Consider the following 18,000-nt stretch of genomic DNA (forward strand, 5'->3'; position numbering starts at 1 on the left):
GGGGAATCACTCAGCCGTTCTGCACGCGGGCAATCAGCGCCGTTTTTTCTGCCTGGCTGAGGAACGCAATATCCAGTCCGTTAATCTGCGCCTGTCGGATCTGCTCGCGGCTAAGCCCCGCTTGCGGTGCCGCTACGTTGTACTCATGAATGATATCCACGCCCTGAACCGCCGGGTCGTCAGTGTTAATCGAGGCCAGTACGCCCTGTTCCAGGAAGGTTTTCAGCGGATGCTGTGCCAAAGACGGCACGGTGCTGGTCTGGATATTGGAGGTCAGGCAGGATTCGATCCCGATGCGCTGCTCGGCAAGGAACGCCATCAGCGCGGGGTCTTCTACGGCTTTCACCCCGTGACCGATACGCTCAGCGCCCAACTCACGAATCGCTTGCCAGATACTCTCTGGGCCTGCGGCTTCGCCCGCATGAACGGTAATGTGCCAGCCCGCATCACGCGCCCGGTTAAAGTGGGACAGGAAGAGGCTACCCGGGAAGCCCAGCTCGTCACCGGCAAGATCGATTGCCGTGATCTGATCGCGATGGGCCAGCAGCGCTTCCAGCTCTTGCAGGCAGGCGGACTCACCGAAGGTGCGGCTCATAATGCCAATTAAACGCGCCTCTACCGGAAACGCGTTGCAGCCTTCACGTACCCCGGCGATAACCGCTTCTACCACACCGGCTACCGGCAGCTGGTGGGTCATAGCCATATACCCCGGCGAGAATCGCAGCTCCACATAATGCAGACCATTGCGCGCGGCATCTTCAATATTTTCAAATGCGACGCGGCGACAGGCGTCCAGCGAGGCGAGCACTTTCACCCCCCAGTCCAGCTTGCTAAGGAAACTCACCAAATCCGGTTCGTTTTGAGTCACCTGAACGTGCGGAATTAGCGCCTCAAGCGACTGGGCGGGCAGAGTCAAATTAAACTGGCGGCCAAGGTCGAGGATGGTCTGGGCGCGAATATTGCCATCAAGGTGACGATGGATGTCGGTTAAAGGCAGGCGGGTATCAATCATGGACGCACTCTTATTTAGGTGAAGTGCAGGTCATTATACAACAGGTCAATAATGTATTAAAAATGCTGCGTTAACCCGCAGGTAAAAAGGTTGCTGCGGAGGAAGCGTACCGCAGGAGCAGTTTCTTTCGCTATCCAGCGGACCGGCAGCGCAGCGTATACCCGCTATAAACACGCAGGGTCATTAAAACCCCATGAGCCACTCGCGAACCGCCGCCGTTAAGCGGAAAGACTGGCGTATCATCACAATAATATCCTTAACTCATTGATGTAATGAATAAATATCGACGCGGTGCGACAAAAAAGCAAGCGCCCCGGTTACGACCAGGGCGCGGTTCTGGAAGGGTATCGCTAGTTTAAGGCATGAATACCAGCAATTAAGCGCGCCACCCCTTGTTCCAGTTTGCTGCGTGGACAACCCGCATTAAGGCGCACAAAGCCAACCCCCTCCTGACCATAGGTATAGCCGGGCATTATCGCTACCTTTTGCTGCTCAATCAGCACTTTCTGCAGCGCTTTGTCGTCAATACCGAGCGGGCGAAGATCGATCCAGGCGAGGTAAGAAGCTTGCGGCGGCTGCCAGTTCAACTGCGGGAAAGCGTGGTTAAGCGTCGTGGCGACGAAGCGCAGATTCTCTTCAAGATAGTGGCGAAGGGCATCCAGCCAGGGTTCGCCCTGCTGATAGGCGGCGATGTGGGCAACCAGCGCCAGCACCGACGGTGATGACAATCCATCCCGGCCTTTGAGTGCATCCAGATAAGCCGCCCGGGTCGCCTCATCCCCAATCAGACCATACGCCCCCGTGAGCGCCGAAATATTAAAGCTCTTGGAGCCCGAGGTGAGTAACGCCCACGGCCCCTGCGCCACTGCGCTCCAGGGAGTATGTTGATGGCCGCTCCAGACCATATCCATATGAATTTCGTCGCTAATCACCGCCACGTTGTGGCGTGCGCAGAGCTGGGCCATCCGGGTCAGTTCTTCCCGGGACCAGACTTTCCCCGTCGGGTTTTGCGGGCTGCACAGCAGTAAAATTTTGTTCTGCGGTTGCGCCAGAGCACGCTCCAGAGCCGTCATATCGCACTGCCAACCCTCGGTATCCCTGTGCAGGGGGAGGGGCACAACCTGGCGTCCATTTCCTTCAATCGCTTTGTAAAACGCATCGTAGGCGGGGGTATGAACCACGATGCCGTCGCCGGGCTGCGACCACTGGCGAATCAGTTCCGAGACCATATAGATAACCGATGGGCCATAAACCAGGGCCTCGGTGTCGATTGCGCAGTGAAAACGCTGGCGGAACCAGTGGGCCACGGCGGCAAGAAACTCAGCATTCTTCCAGCGGCTATAGCCAAATACGCCGTGGTCAATTCGCTGATGCAGCGCGTCGATAATGCAGGGGGCGGTGGCGAAATCCATATCGGAGATGGTAAACGGCAGCAGATCGGCAGCACCGAAGCGGTCTGCCACATAATCCCACTGGGTACACCAGGTGCCGTGGCGATCCACGACGGTGGAAAAATCAAACATTTTTCGTCCTTAATGAAAAAGCCCCCTTCTGCAGAAGGGGGCGAGACGTCAGGCTTCTACCGTTCGCATCAGCGTCGCCAGCTCATCTTTTACTGACTGTACCTGTGGACCAATGACCACCTGAAGGTTGTGCTGATTCAACTGCACGACACCGATGGCGCGGTTTGCCTTCAGGGCGTTGGTGTCTACCAGGGACATATCCTTAACCGACAGACGCAGGCGGGTGATGCAGTTATCCAGCGAAGTAATATTATCAGCGCCGCCCAGCGCCGCCAGAATGGCCGGGGTGTTATAGCCCGATTTACCGGTCACGCCGGCCACGGCCTGCTCAACGGCAGCCGCGGTATCGATATCGCGGCCCGGCGTCTTCAGGTTAAAGCGGGTGATGGCGAAGCGGAAAATGGCGTAATAGACCACAAACCAGATCGCGGCCACCACCGGCACCAGATACCATTTGGTCGACAGACCGTGCAGGATGCCAAACACCACAAAATCGATAACGTTGCCGTCGGTATTGCCGATAGTCACGCCCAGCACCGCCATGGTAGTAAAACCAATCCCGGTCAGTACGGCGTGGATAAGGTAAAGCACCGGGGCGACGAACAGGAACAGGAATTCGATTGGCTCGGTAGTGCCGCCGACTACGCAGGCGATCACGCCGGAGATTAGCAAGCCCTTAATTTTATGGCGGTTCTCAGGGCGAGCGCAGTGGTACATCGCCAGCGCTGCACCTGGCAGGCCGCCGAGGAAAGCGGGCATTTTGCCCTGCGATAAGAAACGGGTGGCGCTTTCAGAGAAGCCGTGGGTGGTCGGGCAGCTCAGCTGCGCCTGGAAGATGGTCAGCGCCCCGCTTACGGAGTTGCCACATACGTCCATGGTGCCGCCGGCTTCGGTGAAGCGGATGAGCGCCACCAGTATATGCTGTAAACCAAAGGGCAGTAGCAGACGCTCGCCGGTACCGAAAATCATCGGTCCAAAGTCGCCCGCGCTGTTGATGATGTGACCAATGCCGGTAATACCCAGCGCAAATACGGGCCAGATCAACGGGATCACCAGACCAAACAGCCCCATCACCAGGGTAGTGATGATGGGGACGAAACGAGTGCCGCCGAAGAAAGCCAGCGCATCGGGCAGGCGGATATTGTGGAAACGCTCATGCAGTAACCAGATAATGACCCCTGCGATCACCGCCCCGAGGATACCGGTATCAATGGACTGAATGCCGATCACGTTCTGGATATTGTTGGCCTTCAGGATGGCGGCATCGGTCGTTGGCAGGATACCTTTCGCCGTCAGCCAGAAGTTGACAGCGAGGTTCATCACCGCATAACCAACGAAACCGGCAAACGCGGCCACGCCTTTATTTTCGCGCGCCAGGCCCAGCGGTATAGCGATACAGAACATGACGGGTAGGAAGCTAAACGCAAAGGAACCGACCTTGCTCATCCAGACGAAAATGGCCTTCAGCACCGGGTTGCCCAACACCGGGATCAGACTGATTACGTCGTGACTGCTTAATGAACTGCCGATACCGAGCATAATCCCACAGAAGGAGAGCAGGGCAACGGGCAGCATGAAGGTCTTTCCTAACTGCTGGAAAAATTCCCATAGCGAGACTTTTTGTGTTGTTTTCGTCGTCATCAAACGACTCCTTTATTGTTAAAATCAGTGTAGCGGCTTCGATGCTGCGAAAAGATAAAACGTTTTATCAAGATTTAGTGCGGTGTAAATCACATTCTCAGGCTTTGACAGGCAGTATAAATATAACCTATTGATAAAACGTTTTACCGGAATGGAACACAAGGGTGGCGGGAGCGTATGGCAGTAGCAAAAAAAATCACGATTAACGATGTCGCGCTGGCGGCGGGGGTCTCTGTCAGCACGGTATCGCTGGTTCTGAGCGGCAAAGGGCGAATCTCTCCCGCGACCGGCCAGCGCGTTAACGACGCCGTGGAGCAGTTGGGTTTTGTGCGTAATCGCCAGGCGGCATCGCTGCGCGGCGGGCAGAGCGGGGTGATTGGGCTTATCGTGCGCGACCTGACCTCTCCCTTTTACGCTGAACTGACCGCAGGGCTGACCGAAGCGCTGGAGGCGCAGGGGCGGATGGTCTTTCTGCTGCATGGCGGGCGTGAGGCCGGGCAGTTAGTGCAGCGTCTCGAAATGTTATTAACTCAGGGTGTAGACGGGGTGATCATTGCCGGTGCTTCGGGAGTGAGTAGCGAGCTGTGTGAACGCGCGGCCGAAAAGGGCATCCCGCTGGTGTTTGCCTCGCGGGCAAGTTATCTCGATGAAGCCGATACGCTACGCCCGGACAATATGCAGGCCGCACAAATGCTGACCGAACATCTTATTCGCCGCGGTCATCAGCGCATCGCCTGGCTCGGCGGTAAAAGTTCTTCTCTGACCCGCGCCGAGCGCGTCGGCGGATACTGCGCCACCCTGCTGAAATATGGCCTGCCTTTCCATAGCGAGTGGGTGGTGGAGTGTGAATCCAGTCAGAAAAAAGCGGCCGAAGCGATGGGCACACTGCTGCGCCACAATCCCACCCTGAGCGCGGTGATCTGCTACAACGAAACCATTGCCATGGGGGCGTGGTTTGGCCTGATTCGCGCCGGGCGGCAGAGCGGGGAGAGCGGGGTGGGGACCTTCTTTGATCAGCAGATCGGGCTGGGAGCCTTCGCTGACGTCGCAGAAAACGCGCTCGACGATCTGCCCATTGTCTGGGCGACCACGCCTGCCCGTGAAATGGGTTATCAGCTGGCAGACCGTATTATGCAGCGTATCGAAAAAACCGAATTGCCGATGGGGCACCACATTTTCCCTGCACGCCTGGTTGCAACCAGCTAAGTCGTTCTCTTCATTCCGGTTCCCGGCGACGCGTTTCGCGGGAACCGCCCCCTTGATGCAAATCTCCCCACTAATCATGTGAATGCGAATGATCTTGATAATTATTATCATTACTGAATATAATTCTGCGCAAATTAATAGCATATAAAAATAATGCTAAAAAATGGCGTCTGAAACTGGGATTACGTATGGAATACGCTTTTACTTCGTTATTGCTCTGCAGCGCATTGCTGCTTGGCGGCTGTCACAGTCTGCCGACCGAAAAGCAGCCACTCTCCTCTATCGACACAGCGCGCGCCTCGATACGCGATACCGCAACTGGCGAGACGTTGACCCCGGAGCAACTGTTTGCCCGCCTGGCGACCGTCCCCATGGTGATTGTTGGCGAAGAGCATACCAATGTGGAACATCACCGTATTGAAAATGCGCTACTGCAAAACCTGAATAAGCGTCGTCCGCAGGGGAGCGTGTTGCTGGAGATGATCAACAGCAGCCAGCAGGAGGCGGTCAATCGGGTGAAGGAGGCGACGCGATCTGGCACGACGGTAAGCAGTAACCGCGCGGCGCATGCCTTACGCTGGGATCCAGGCTGGCCGTGGACGCTATATGGTGAACTGGTTATGACGGCGCTGGAAGGACCTTATCCGCTGCTCGCCGCAAATATCAGCCGCCAGCAGGTCAGCGAACTTTACACGCACCCGGTTTTCCCTGCGGGGGAGCACGCCTCGCAGCCGAAGGTGCATGAAGCCCTGTCGGCCATCATCTGGCTGATGCACGACGGGAAGATCGAAGACGACCAGATGCGCGCGATGATCGCCATCCAGCAACAGCGAGATCGCTTTATGGCGGAACAGCTGCGCAAGGCGGCGCGCCCGGCTTTATTAATTGCAGGAGGCTACCATGCAGCGAAAGACATTGGCGTGCCGCTGCACATGGCGGATTTACACGCGGAGGCACCGATAGTGGTCATGCTTACCACGGACGGCACCACAGTATCGGCAAAACAGGCTGATTTTGTCTGGTCGGTGCCCGTTTCCCGATGAACGCTCAGATAACGGCCCTACCGCGCGCTTCATGGCTCAGAAGCGGTGCTGCAAGCGCCCTCTTTCATTTTGCACTGGCCATGCCTTTTCTTCTTCACTTCACGCGGGAGCAGGACGCGCCGATGCCTGCCGCCGTAATGATGGAACAATCTACAGAGTTTGAGGTTTCGCTGATCCATCCCGACTCATCGCCCGGTATTAGTCAGCAGCGTAGTCTGGAGGCAATGAGTGAACAGGAGACCGCGCGGCAAAAGGAAGCGCCAGCGCTGCCTGAACGCGACGACGCTGAGGTTAAACTGGCCGCCGCCAGCCCGAAACCCGAAAGTAGAAAAAAGAGGGAAATAAAGAAAAAAGCCCAGCGAGAGCAAAAAGAGGAGAAGGGCAACGCAAGCATGACCAGTCTGGCCGCCCCGCCAGTTCAGACGGTGCAGACGCAGCGTACCGCCGCCCCGCTGGATACCGATTCGGCGCATATCAGCCAGCGTAAAATCGGCTGGGAATCGCTGGTTAAAGGCAAGATCAACAAAATGCGCAACTACCCACAAGATGCTCGTCGGCGTAAACGCTCCGGTACGGCCGTGATTATGTTTCGCGTCAATGAGCGGGGCGATGTGCTGAGCTCACAGCTGGTCTCTTCGTCCGGCACGCTGTCACTGGACAGAGCGGCACTCATGGCGCTGGAGAAGGCGAGCCCGCTCCCACCGCCGCCAAAGGAGATTGTCAAAAGCGGCATGCAAATAGTCACATTGCCGGTGGAATTTGGTTTAACAAATATCTAATAAAAACAGATCCACATAATTCATTTTCGCGAAGTCGATTTCATTACATGCAGGGGCGCTAATTAACTAACACGCGCTCTGCGGATTTTTTTTGCTCTGAGCAATGCGCTGTCATCCTTCGAAATAAGAAGGAGGGGCGCGGCTGCTCATTTTTCCTTGAAAATAAAAATATCAGGAATTGATTATGGAAAAGTCACACATGGTTAAGGGGCTGCTGACCGGGCTGCTTATTGTGCACGGTCATGCCTTTGCGGCGGAACAGGAGGGGGAATCGGTCTTTTCACCGCTGACCATTACCGATAATCCGCTGGAGGAGAAACAACAGGTTGGCTCTTCTGTCGAGAGCTATACCCGGCCGGGCGCTTACAGCTCAAGGACGCTGAATAAAAATTTGCAGAGTCTGGATGCTTCGCTTCGCAGCATGGCGGGGACCTATACCCAAATCGATCCTTTACAGGGAACGGTGAGCGTAAATATCCGCGGGATGAACGGGCTGGGTCGCGTCAATACGATGGTGGATGGCGTTACCCAGACCTTCTTTGGGATGGCTCCGGCGAACTATCACGGCGGCGCCAACACCGCGGCAGGCGTGCCACTCGATCCTAACTTCCTGGCCGAGGTTGATGTCACACGTGGAAATAGCGCCGGTTCTCAGGGAGTTAACGCTCTGGCCGGAAGCGCCAATATGCGTACCCTGGGCGTTGATGATGTGCTGATGGCGGGGCGACAGATCGGGGTGCTTTCACGCTTTAAGGTTGGTGATAACGGCCTGGGGCGCACCGGCATGGTGGCGGTTGCCGGGAAAACGGATCCCTTTGCCAACGGTGGCGGACTCGGGGCAATGGTCGGCATTAGCGGCACGCGGACCTATGCCACCTATAAAAACGGCGGGGGGCGCAGCAGTAAAGATTTTATCGGCGAAGATAATAAATACCTGCGCCAGGAGCCGCATTCAGAAATCTATAAACTGAATTTCAATCCGGACGAATTTAATAAAATCGAACTCTCCGGCAGAAATTACAGTAATACCTTTACCCGCAGGGATATTACCAGCGACGATTACGCTGTGCGTTATAACTATACACCGCTGAATGAGCTGATCGATATTAATCTGCTGGCCAGCACCAGCCGCGGGAATCAATCTTATAAGCCCGAGTCGCTCTATAATTTCAACCGCTCGTCCACCACCAATAAATCCAATGCTGTCGATCTGAATAACACCAGCCGGTTTACGCTGGCACAGGATCTGTATGCCGAATTTCAGGTCGGCGGCAAAGTGATGGACACGCGCTACAGTCGCCGTTTTGTGCAGAGTACGGAAACCGATCGCAACGCCTTTGCCCCCGCAGGTAAACAGAAGATTTCCGCCCTCTATACAGGACTGACGCTGAATAAAGATATCTACCAGCTGGATCTCAACCTCAATTATACCCGCAGCCAGGTCGAGGGGCATAAACCCGCCTGTGCCGATAACGAGAAATGTTTCCCACAGGGGGCCACCACGCTCCGACTGGATGACAAGGCCTTTAATCCGTCGGCCACGCTCTCTGCACAGGTCACCCCGTGGTTGCAACCTTTCGTGAGCTGGAGTCACTCGTCACGCGCGCCAAACGTGCAGGAGGTCTTCTTCGCTAACGAGGGCGGCGCCTCGATGAACCCCTTCCTTAAGCCCGAGAAAGCCGAGACCTGGGAGGCTGGTTTTAACGTGAACAAGAAAGGGTTGCTGCTGGAGCAGGACAGTTTCCACCTGAAGGCGCTGGCTTATCACACCCGGATAAAAGATTACATCACCAGTGAATCCTTTATGCTCTGCTACAGCGGCCAGCTCTGTCATGACCTTGAAAACTCCTTTGGTGGCTTCAACGCGAACGTCTACGTCAACACCACGTCACCTGTCACCACCAAAGGGTATGAGATCGAGGCGGGCTACGATGTGGGCTTCGCTTATGCCAACCTCGCGTGGAGCAAACAGCAGACCGACCAGCCCACTTCTATTGCCAGCACCGTTTACAGCTTCGCCTACAGCGATATGAGCGATCTTCCCGAGAGCTACGCCACGCTGGATATTGGCGGGCGTCTGTTCGATCAAAAAGTCACCCTTGGCAGCCTGGTGAAATTTACCGGTAAATCCAAACGCCTGAGCACTGAAGGGATAAGCACCGACACCAACAGCGTTCCTAAAGAGAAGATGCCCAATATCCCGACGGTGATCGACCTCTATAGCAGTTGGCAGATGACCGACAACGTCCTGCTGCGCTTTAGCGTACAGAACGTGACGAACCGCGATTACGCCGAAGCCCTCAATCGCATGAACCAGAGTCTCGATTACGCCCAGGAGGGCGCCAGCGTGAACACCACCGCGCGCGGGCGGACTTACGTCTTCGGCGGCGAAATTCAGTTCTGAGCATCAACTTTTTGTACACTGATCAGGAAATTTTATGAACCGTTCTCGTTTATCACTACAACTTGCCGGGCTCTGTCTGGCCACGCTGATCCCCACCCTGGCGCTGGCCATCGATCCACCCGCGCGCGAACTGACCCGCTTTGCGCTCTCGACGAACTATCTTGAGGATGCCAACGAAGGTCTTTACGAGCTGGCATACGACAACAGCGGCCACCATCTTTTCGTCGCGGTGACAGACCGCATGAACCGGGCGGCCAATAAGGGCTTTCTCTATACCTTTAACCCGGAAACGCTGGCGGTAGAGCGGCGTCTTGAGATGCCATACCGTGCCTTCTCTCTGGCGCTCGCCCCGACGCGGCATCGGCTTTATGTGGGCCATACCCAGTCGGCTTCGCTGCGTATCAGCCTGCTGGACAGCGAAACGGGTAAACTGCTTAAAACCAGCGACAAGCTGAGTTTCAATCTCGCCAACGCGGCCGATGCGCGCTTCGAACATCTGCGGCATATGGTTTACAGCCCGGCCTCTGACACCCTTTTCGTCAGTTACAGCAATATGCTGAAAAGCGGGGAAGGGATGCAGCCGGTGCATAAATTGTTGATGCTGGATGGGGCAACCCTGGCGCTGAAGGGTGAAGTGGAGGGAGCCTATAGCGGCACCGCCTATGGCCTGACGCTGGATGAGAAGACACAGAAAATCTACGTGGGCGGCCGGGATTATATCAATGAGATCGATGCGAAGACGCAGAAGGTACAACGCACCATCGCCCTGAAAAATGTTAAGCCGCAGATCAGCAGCGTGCAGAATCTGGCCGTGGATTCGGCTTCGCAGCGCGCGTTCGTGGTGGTCTTTAACCATGAAGATCGCAGCGGCCCCGATGACGGCCTTTATATTTTCGATCTGCGCGATGGAAAACAGCTCGGCTTCGTGCACACCGGGGCGGGCGCCAATGCGGTAAAATACAACCCGAAGTATAACGAGCTTTACGTCACGAATTTTACCAGCGGTACCCTTAGCGTTATCGATGCGAAAAACTATAAGGTGACCAGAGAATTTGTGGTACCGGTCTACCCGAACCAGATGGCGCTCTCAGCGGATATGGATACGCTCTTTGTCGGCATCAAAGAGGGCTTTAACCGCGACTGGGATCCGGACGTGTTTGTGAAAGGGGCAAAAGAGCGAATTTTGCGTATCGATTTGAATAAATCCTGAAGCCAGATATAAAAAAAGCCCCGCACTGGCGGGGCTTTTCAGGTTCAGGCTTACTGCTGAGGAACAGCAGGCGCCGCAGGAGCAGCAGGTGCTGCCGGTGTCGGCAGACCCAGCGTTGGCATACCGAACATACCGATAAACTCTTCCAGCGACATCTTCTGTCCGTTCAGGGTGACCTGGCCGTTAGCGTACTGCAGGCTGGCGCCAATCACGTTATCTTGCAGGGTAGTGATGCGGAACATCTGGCCCATCGCCGCAACGCCTTTCACCTGTTGATTCGCCAGCTTGCCGGCATCCTCGTCCTTATACCCTTCCAGCTTCGCAATCTGGGTCATCAGCTCGGTCGCCATATCCACCGGCACCGTCAGTTTGCTCTCCAGCGATTTCACGCTGCGATCCACTTCCTGGGTCAGGGTCTGGGCTTCGCCGGTCGCGGTGGCCGGATCTTTCAGGAACAGCGACAGGTTGAAGTTCGTTTCGCCTTTACTGTTTTTCCAGCTCAGAGGCGCAATGGTGATCACCGGTTCGCCTTTCAGCAGCAGCGGCAGATTGCCATAGAATGCGTCCATCACTTTCTGCTGGTACAGCGCCGGGTTGCTCTCCATCAGCGCTTTGTCCGCCAGCGCCGCCTGGCTCTGGGCGCGATACTGCTGGCTAAACTGGTGCCATGCCTGGCCGTCAATATTGCCAATTTTGAGGGCCAGCTTGCCGCTGCCCAGATCCTGATTCTGCACTTTCAGGCTCTTCAGGGTGTAATCCAGCTGGCTATCGATGCTCTTGCCATCTTTAGAGACCTCGGACTTGCCGTCCAGATCCATACCCTCCAGCACCGCCATCTCTTTCCCTTCCACGGCGATGGCCAGCTTATCCAGGGTCAGTTTCTGATCGCCGATGCGTTCGTCAAAGGAGGTCAGTCGGCTGTTGCCATCGGTTTTCAGGTTGTTGAAGGTCAACTGAACCTTCTGGCCATATTCGTTAACCGCGTTCACCAGCCCGCTGGCGGCGTCACCGGTCAGCGAGAAGACGTTGCCCTCGCGATCGGCATCCAGCTTGAAGTGACCGCCGCTAAAGGCCACTTTTTCGTCGCCTTGTTCATAGTTCAGCGCCTTCAGGTCGATGTCAGAGGAGGTGTCACCGCCGTAACTGATGCGCGTATTGACCTCAAACGGGGACTGGTTCTTCGCCAGATCAAACAGCGGCTTTGTCGCTTCGTTGTTCACCAGGGTGGTTTTCACCGACGCCATCGAGGGGATGAGGTTGAAATGTTTTAGCTGCGCCGCAGGGAAGGGACCATGATCGACCACCTCATCCAGCACCACGCTCTGGCCTGGCTTCAGCCAGCTCTCCTGGCTGCCCGCAACTGGCTTAACCACCAGCTGCATTTTACTGCTGAACAGCCCGCGCTGATAATCCTGATAGCTCAGCGCCAGCCCGGCTTCCGGGGCGGTGCGCTTAATTTCGCTGTTCGCCTGCGCCACCATCTCGGCCAGACGGCTTTCCAGCTGTTTTCCGGTGTACCAGGACGCACCCGTCCAGATCACGCCTAATGCAACAATAACGCCAACCGCTACGACCGATTTTTTCATTCTGATTATCCCTAAAATGAAACCAGGCGGTAAATACCGCCTGGCGATGGAAAAGGCTCTCACTAGCTTAGCAAGAGTTGTTAAAAAATTCAGTAAGTGACTATAGCTTATTGAAAACCCGGGCCAGGCGACCCACGCCGCTGACGCTCACCGGCGGCTCACTGGCACTGATAATGGCCGATTCGCCAGGTTTGAGCACCAGACGCTGCTCGCCCTGGCTGAGTATCGCTTCCCCTTCAACGCAGAAGAGAATTGCCGCGCTTTGCTGGGCAATTGCCGTTTCGTTGCGGCTCAGGTCGTGCAGAGCAAAGGCAAAATCATCAACCGGGATAGGGAAGTCCAGTTCGGCACCGTTTTTCACCGGCTGGGTTAACAGCTCTGCCGCCGGTTTGGCCTCGAACTTGACGTTGGCCACCAGCTCCGGAATATCGATGTACTTCGGCGTCAGGCCTGCGCGCAGCACGTTATCGGAGTTGGCCATCACCTCCAGCGCGACACCCTGCAGATACGCATGCGGCGTCTCGGCAAAGAGGAACATCGCTTCCCCTGGATTCAGCTTCACCACGTTCAGCAGCAGCGGAGAGAAGAGGCCGCTGTCGTCCGGATAGAACTGCGCAATCAGACGGATGGTCTCCCACGGCTCACCCTGCTGGCTGTTCAGCGCCGCGGCCAGCACGGCCAGCGCATGGGCTTTCTCCTCGCCCTGCATGTTCAGCAGACTGGCGAACAGCTGGCTTAGCCCTTCGGCATTGGGATTTTCCAGGAAGTGGGCGATAGCGGTATGGGCCCCGGCGACCGGTTGCAGCAACGAGACGATTTCCGAAAACTCGCGAAACGCATTCATCGCCAGGAAGGGGGTAAGGGCAAAGACCAACTCCGGCTTATGGTTCGGGTCTTTGTAATTACGCTCGGCGGCATCAATTGGGATACCCGCCGCGTTCTCTTTGGCAAAGCCGATTTCAGACGCCTGTTTATTCGGATGCACCTGAATGGAAAGTGGCTGTGCGGCGCAGAGCACTTTAAACAGGAAGGGCAGTTCGCCAAAACGTTGATTAACGGCGTCGCCAAGCCATGCGGCTTTGTCACCGTCAATCACGTCACGCAAGGATTTCACTTCGCCGTGAACGTCAATCTTTGAGCTGCTCTTCGGGTGGGCACCCATCCACAGCTCGGCCATTGGCTGCTGGTCTGGGTTGGCGATACCGTAGAGTTCCGTTAACGCAGTTTTACTTCCCCAGGCATAGTTCTGCACTGAGTTGATGAGTTTTTGCATTATCAAGCCCTGTTTCATAAGTAGAATTAACTGCCCGTATTAAAGCAATAAACCGCCCGGAAGTAACCTGCGGGCGCAAAAAGTCGTACTAGTCTCAGTTTTTGTTAAAAAATTGTGTAGGATAAGCTAACTCGCTTTTATAGAGGGCAACGGAAAATTGCCCGAACCATAATCTGCAATGTCGTAAGTGAGAGCACAATGTCGAACAAACCCTTTCATTATCAAGATCCTTTCCCTCTTGCGAAGGATCAAACCGAATATTACCTGTTAACCCGCGACCACGTTTCCGTCACTGAATTTGAAGGCCAGGAGATCCTGAAAGTGGATCCGCAGGCCCTGACGCTACTGGCGCAGCAGGCCTTCCACGATGCGTCCTTTATGCTGCGCCCGGCGCACCAGCAGCAAGTAGCGGATATCCTCAGCGACCCGCAGGCCAGCGAAAATGATAAGTACGTAGCCTTGCAGTTCCTGCGTAACTCCGATATCGCCGCCAAGGGCATTCTGCCTACCTGCCAGGATACCGGCACCGCGATCATCTCCGGGAAAAAAGGTCAGCGTGTCTGGACCGGCGGCGGTGACGAAGCCGCTCTGGCTCGCGGCGTGTATAACACCTATATCGAAGACAACCTGCGCTACTCGCAAAACGCGGCGCTGGATATGTATAAAGAGGTCAACACCGGCACGAATCTGCCCGCGCAGATCGACCTCTACAGCGTGGATGGCGATGAGTATAAATTCCTCTGTATCGCCAAGGGCGGCGGCTCCGCGAACAAAACCTATCTCTACCAGGAGACCAAAGCGCTGCTAAGCCCCGGTAAGTTGAAAAACTATCTGGTGGAGAAGATGCGTACCCTGGGCACCGCGGCCTGTCCGCCGTACCACATCGCCTTTGTGATTGGCGGTACCTCCGCCGAGAGCACCCTGAAAACCGTTAAGCTGGCCTCCACAAAATATTACGATGGGCTGCCAACGGAAGGTAACGAACACGGTCAGGCGTTCCGCGATATCCAGCTGGAGCAAGAGCTGCTGACTGAAGCGCAGAATCTGGGCCTGGGGGCACAGTTTGGCGGCAAATACTTTGCGCACGATATTCGCGTGATTCGCCTGCCGCGTCACGGGGCTTCTTGCCCGGTGGGGATGGGCGTGTCGTGCTCTGCGGACCGTAACATTAAAGCTAAGATCAACCGCGACGGCATCTGGATCGAGAAGCTGGAGAACAATCCGGGTAAATACATTCCGGCCGAGCTTCGCAGAGCGGGAGAGGGTGAAGCGGTGCGTGTAGATCTGAACCGCCCGATGAGTGACATTCTGGCGCAGCTCTCTCAGTACCCGGTCTCTACCCGTCTGTCGCTTAACGGCACCATTATCGTGGGGCGCGATATCGCCCACGCGAAGCTGAAAGAGCGTCTGGATAACGGTGAAGGGCTGCCGCAGTACATTAAAGATCACCCGATCTATTACGCCGGCCCGGCCAAAACGCCAGAGGGCTATGCGTCTGGCTCCCTGGGGCCGACCACCGCAGGGCGTATGGACTCTTACGTCGATCAGCTACAGGCCAACGGCGGCAGTATGATCATGCTGGCGAAGGGTAACCGTAGCCAACAGGTGACCGATGCGTGCCATAAGCACGGCGGTTTCTATCTGGGGAGCATTGGCGGCCCGGCAGCGGTGCTGGCGCAGGGCAGTATTAAGAGCCTGGAGTGCGTTGAATACCCTGAGCTGGGGATGGAAGCCATCTGGAAAATTGAAGTAGAAGATTTCCCGGCGTTTATCCTGGTGGATGACAAAGGCAACGACTTCTTCAAACAGATCCAGTCCTCTCAGTGCGCGGCTTGCGTGAAATAAAGATGTTTCTGCCGGGTAGCCCTGGGCTACCCGGTCTTAATAAGAGCGCACAAAGCGCCATGCGTTTTCTTTGAAGCCATCAATACTTATTCCTTAAGCACGTGAGCAATCCCATTTGTTTATCAAGGAGAAAGTAATGACAACGTTACGCAGTGAGAAAGATTCCATGGGCGCCATCGACGTCCCGGCGGATAAGCTCTGGGGCGCGCAAACGCAGCGCTCGCTGGAGCACTTCCGCATCTCGACTGAAAAGATGCCCGTCTCGCTGATTCAGGCCCTGGCGCTGACCAAACGCGCCGCGGCGAAAGTAAACCAGGATCTTGGCCTGCTGGTGGCCGAGAAATCCACCGCCATTATCAGCGCCGCCGATGAAGTGCTGGCAGGTCAACATCCCGACGAGTTTCCCCTCGCCATCTGGCAAACCGGCTCTGGCACCCAAAGCAACATGAATATGAACGAAGTGCTGGCTAACCGGGCGAGCGAACTGCTGGGCGGTGTGCGTGGGATGGAGCGCAAGGTTCACCCGAACGATGACGTCAACAAAAGCCAGAGTTCTAACGACGTCTTCCCGACGGCGATGCACGTGGCGGCGGTGATCGCTCTGCGTGAGCAACTTATCCCGCAACTGAATGTGTTAAAGCAAACGCTGGCGGCGAAATCCCAGGCGTTCAGCGATATCGTCAAGATTGGTCGTACTCACCTGCAGGATGCCACCCCACTGACGCTGGGTCAGGAGATCTCAGGCTGGGTGGCGATGCTGGAGCACAACCTGCGCCATATCGAACACAGCCTGCCGCACCTGGCGGAGCTGGCGCTCGGCGGCACGGCGGTAGGCACGGGTCTGAACACCCATCCGGAATATGCCGTGCGGGTGGCTGAAGAGTTGGCGGCCATCACCGGCCAGCCGTTTGTAACCGCACCAAACAAATTTGAAGCGCTGGGCACCTGCGATGCGCTGGTTCACGCTCACGGCGCCCTGAAAGGGCTGGCCGCCTCGCTGATGAAAATTGCCAACGATGTCCGCTGGCTCGCCTCGGGCCCGCGCTGCGGCATCGGCGAAATCAGCATTCCAGAGAACGAACCGGGCAGCTCCATCATGCCGGGTAAGGTCAACCCTACCCAGTGCGAAGCCATGACCATGCTCTGCTGTCAGGTGATGGGCAACGACGTGGCGGTCAATATGGGTGGTGCATCCGGTAACTTTGAGCTGAACGTCTATCGTCCCATGGTGATCCATAACTTCCTGCAGTCGGTGCGACTGCTGGCGGACGGAATGGAGAGCTTCAACGAACATTGTGCGGTGGGCATTGAACCGAACCGGGAACGCATCAGCCAGCTGCTGAATGAGTCTCTTATGCTGGTGACCGCGCTCAATACCCATATCGGCTACGATAAGGCGGCAGAAATCGCCAAAAAAGCCCATAAAGAGGGGCTGACCCTGAAGGGAGCAGCCCTGGCGCTGGGCTATCTTAGCGAAGCCGAGTTCGACAGCTGGGTCCGTCCGGAAGAGATGGTCGGCAGCATGAAATAATCAGGTCGCCACATAGAGGTGCAGCCGCGGAATAATCAGATGCAGCGGCTGCGCCTCGGGCTTATAGCGATGCTGAATATTTTCAGCATCGTAATTGAGCAGTTCCCCGATATCCGGCATCACCGCCCCCTGATCCGCATCGTACAGCGCAATCAACGGCGTGGGGCAGGCGTACTGTACCTGCTTCTGCTGCCCGGCATACCAGACGCGGGCGATAGGCTGCACCTTCACCGGACGTTTTATTTTCAGCCGCGCATCGGCCGGCAATGCGGCGATGGCCGTGTATTCCGCCTCCAGACGCTCCAGCCACTGTTCCCGTGACCAGGGGGCGACGGTGCGGGGTGCTTTAATGCTCTTTTCCAGCATCTCCAGCACCTCGTTGCGGGTAAAGTTCTTAATGATGTGTTTATTCGCCCAGCCGAAGCGCAGCGTAGCCGGGTGGCGCAGCACCGTGAGGGTACGGTAGGCATTAAGCGTGATCAAGCCGGGCAGGTGGCGGTGCACCCATTCAAAGCGGGCGGCGGGGGCGAGGCCCGACTCCTCAACGACGATCTTCTCGAACGCCGCTTTCAGCTCATTAATCTGCGTAATGCGGTTTTCAACCGTTTCCCGCCGTTTGCTCTCTAACTGCAGGCAGATCACCCCTGGCAGCCTGACGGCGGCTTTGCTGCTGCGCCGTTCGGATTGCTGCTGAATAAACAGGTGCCGGTAGTGCTGCAAGGCCATCGAGAGCGCCTCTTGCCCAAGATGTTGTTTTACCTCAATCGTATTCAGCGGATCCTGTTCGGCCCCTTTCACCACCTCCGGCAGGGAAAACACCCGGGCGGCCAGCAGGCGGCACTGCTGAAGATCTTCGGTTAGTGCGGCCAGAGCCTGCTCCATCTCCCGGAAGGTTCCGTTAAGCCGCTCGATAAGATCGTAAGTCGCCATAGTCAGTCTCATTAGTT

Annotated in this window: 13 protein-coding genes; 7 read left to right on the forward strand and 6 right to left on the reverse strand. The window is 56.3% G+C overall.

Annotation, left to right across the window (positions count from 1 at the left end; genetic code table 11):
- Positions 1 to 10: 10 nt before the first annotated feature.
- The 3 genes from add to malX form a co-directional block, all read right to left on the reverse strand.
- The gene (gene add / locus B2Q93_RS01470; protein ID WP_207293641.1) at positions 11 to 1,012 is read right to left on the reverse strand and encodes an adenosine deaminase; all 1,002 of its coding nucleotides are present in this window, start codon (positions 1,010 to 1,012) and stop codon (positions 11 to 13) included.
- Between the two features lie 350 nt (positions 1,013 to 1,362).
- The gene (locus B2Q93_RS01475; protein ID WP_286931659.1) at positions 1,363 to 2,535 is read right to left on the reverse strand and encodes a MalY/PatB family protein; all 1,173 of its coding nucleotides are present in this window, start codon (positions 2,533 to 2,535) and stop codon (positions 1,363 to 1,365) included.
- A 48-nt stretch (positions 2,536 to 2,583) separates the two neighbouring features.
- A complete protein-coding gene (gene malX / locus B2Q93_RS01480) occupies positions 2,584 to 4,176 on the reverse strand; it encodes a maltose/glucose-specific PTS transporter subunit IIBC (RefSeq protein ID WP_046887214.1) in 1,593 nt (530 codons plus the stop codon).
- Between the two features lie 177 nt (positions 4,177 to 4,353).
- On the opposite strand from malX, the gene B2Q93_RS01485 reads away from it, so the two are divergent.
- The 5 genes from B2Q93_RS01485 to B2Q93_RS01505 all read left to right on the forward strand — a co-directional run bounded on the left by B2Q93_RS01485 (position 4,354) and on the right by B2Q93_RS01505 (position 10,818).
- Positions 4,354 to 5,382 carry a Mal regulon transcriptional regulator MalI gene (locus tag B2Q93_RS01485; protein ID WP_207293644.1) on the forward strand — a complete coding sequence of 343 codons (1,029 nt, stop codon included), beginning with the start codon at positions 4,354 to 4,356 and terminating at the stop codon, positions 5,380 to 5,382.
- A 188-nt stretch (positions 5,383 to 5,570) separates the two neighbouring features.
- Complete coding sequence (locus B2Q93_RS01490; RefSeq protein WP_233804396.1) at positions 5,571 to 6,425, forward strand: ChaN family lipoprotein; 855 nt, start codon at positions 5,571 to 5,573, stop codon at positions 6,423 to 6,425.
- A 122-nt stretch (positions 6,426 to 6,547) separates the two neighbouring features.
- Complete coding sequence (locus B2Q93_RS01495; RefSeq protein WP_233804397.1) at positions 6,548 to 7,204, forward strand: energy transducer TonB family protein; 657 nt, start codon at positions 6,548 to 6,550, stop codon at positions 7,202 to 7,204.
- Between the two features lie 184 nt (positions 7,205 to 7,388).
- Complete coding sequence (locus B2Q93_RS01500) at positions 7,389 to 9,608, forward strand: TonB-dependent receptor domain-containing protein (protein ID WP_286931660.1); 2,220 nt, start codon at positions 7,389 to 7,391, stop codon at positions 9,606 to 9,608.
- Between the two features lie 34 nt (positions 9,609 to 9,642).
- Positions 9,643 to 10,818 (forward strand): YncE family protein, encoded by a 1,176-nt coding sequence (locus B2Q93_RS01505; protein ID WP_233804399.1) that lies wholly within the window; start codon positions 9,643 to 9,645, stop codon positions 10,816 to 10,818.
- Between the two features lie 50 nt (positions 10,819 to 10,868).
- Here the strand turns inward: B2Q93_RS01505 and B2Q93_RS01510 are convergent, their stop codons facing one another.
- Positions 10,869 to 12,404: a YdgA family protein gene (locus B2Q93_RS01510; RefSeq protein ID WP_233804400.1), complete on the reverse strand. Its 1,536-nt coding sequence runs from the start codon at positions 12,402 to 12,404 to the stop codon at positions 10,869 to 10,871.
- Between the two features lie 100 nt (positions 12,405 to 12,504).
- Complete coding sequence (gene manA, locus B2Q93_RS01515; RefSeq protein ID WP_233804401.1) at positions 12,505 to 13,677, reverse strand: mannose-6-phosphate isomerase; 1,173 nt, start codon at positions 13,675 to 13,677, stop codon at positions 12,505 to 12,507.
- 198 nt (positions 13,678 to 13,875) lie between these two features.
- Between manA and fumA the strand changes: the two genes are divergently transcribed.
- Both fumA and fumC read left to right on the forward strand, forming a co-directional pair.
- Positions 13,876 to 15,522, forward strand: a complete 1,647-nt coding sequence (fumA, locus tag B2Q93_RS01520) for a class I fumarate hydratase FumA (RefSeq protein ID WP_040075875.1) — start codon at positions 13,876 to 13,878, stop codon at positions 15,520 to 15,522.
- 136 nt (positions 15,523 to 15,658) lie between these two features.
- On the forward strand, positions 15,659 to 17,053 hold the full coding sequence (gene fumC / locus B2Q93_RS01525; RefSeq protein WP_040075874.1) for a class II fumarate hydratase: 1,395 nt from the start codon (positions 15,659 to 15,661) through the stop codon (positions 17,051 to 17,053).
- Here the strand turns inward: fumC and tus are convergent, their stop codons facing one another.
- On the reverse strand, positions 17,054 to 17,983 hold the full coding sequence (gene tus, locus B2Q93_RS01530) for a DNA replication terminus site-binding protein (protein ID WP_046887222.1): 930 nt from the start codon (positions 17,981 to 17,983) through the stop codon (positions 17,054 to 17,056). It abuts the gene before it with no gap.
- Positions 17,984 to 18,000 lie beyond the last annotated feature (17 nt).

Source organism: Leclercia sp. UBA5958, from assembly GCF_002430365.1.
Classification (GTDB): domain Bacteria; phylum Pseudomonadota; class Gammaproteobacteria; order Enterobacterales; family Enterobacteriaceae; genus Enterobacter; species Enterobacter pneumoniae.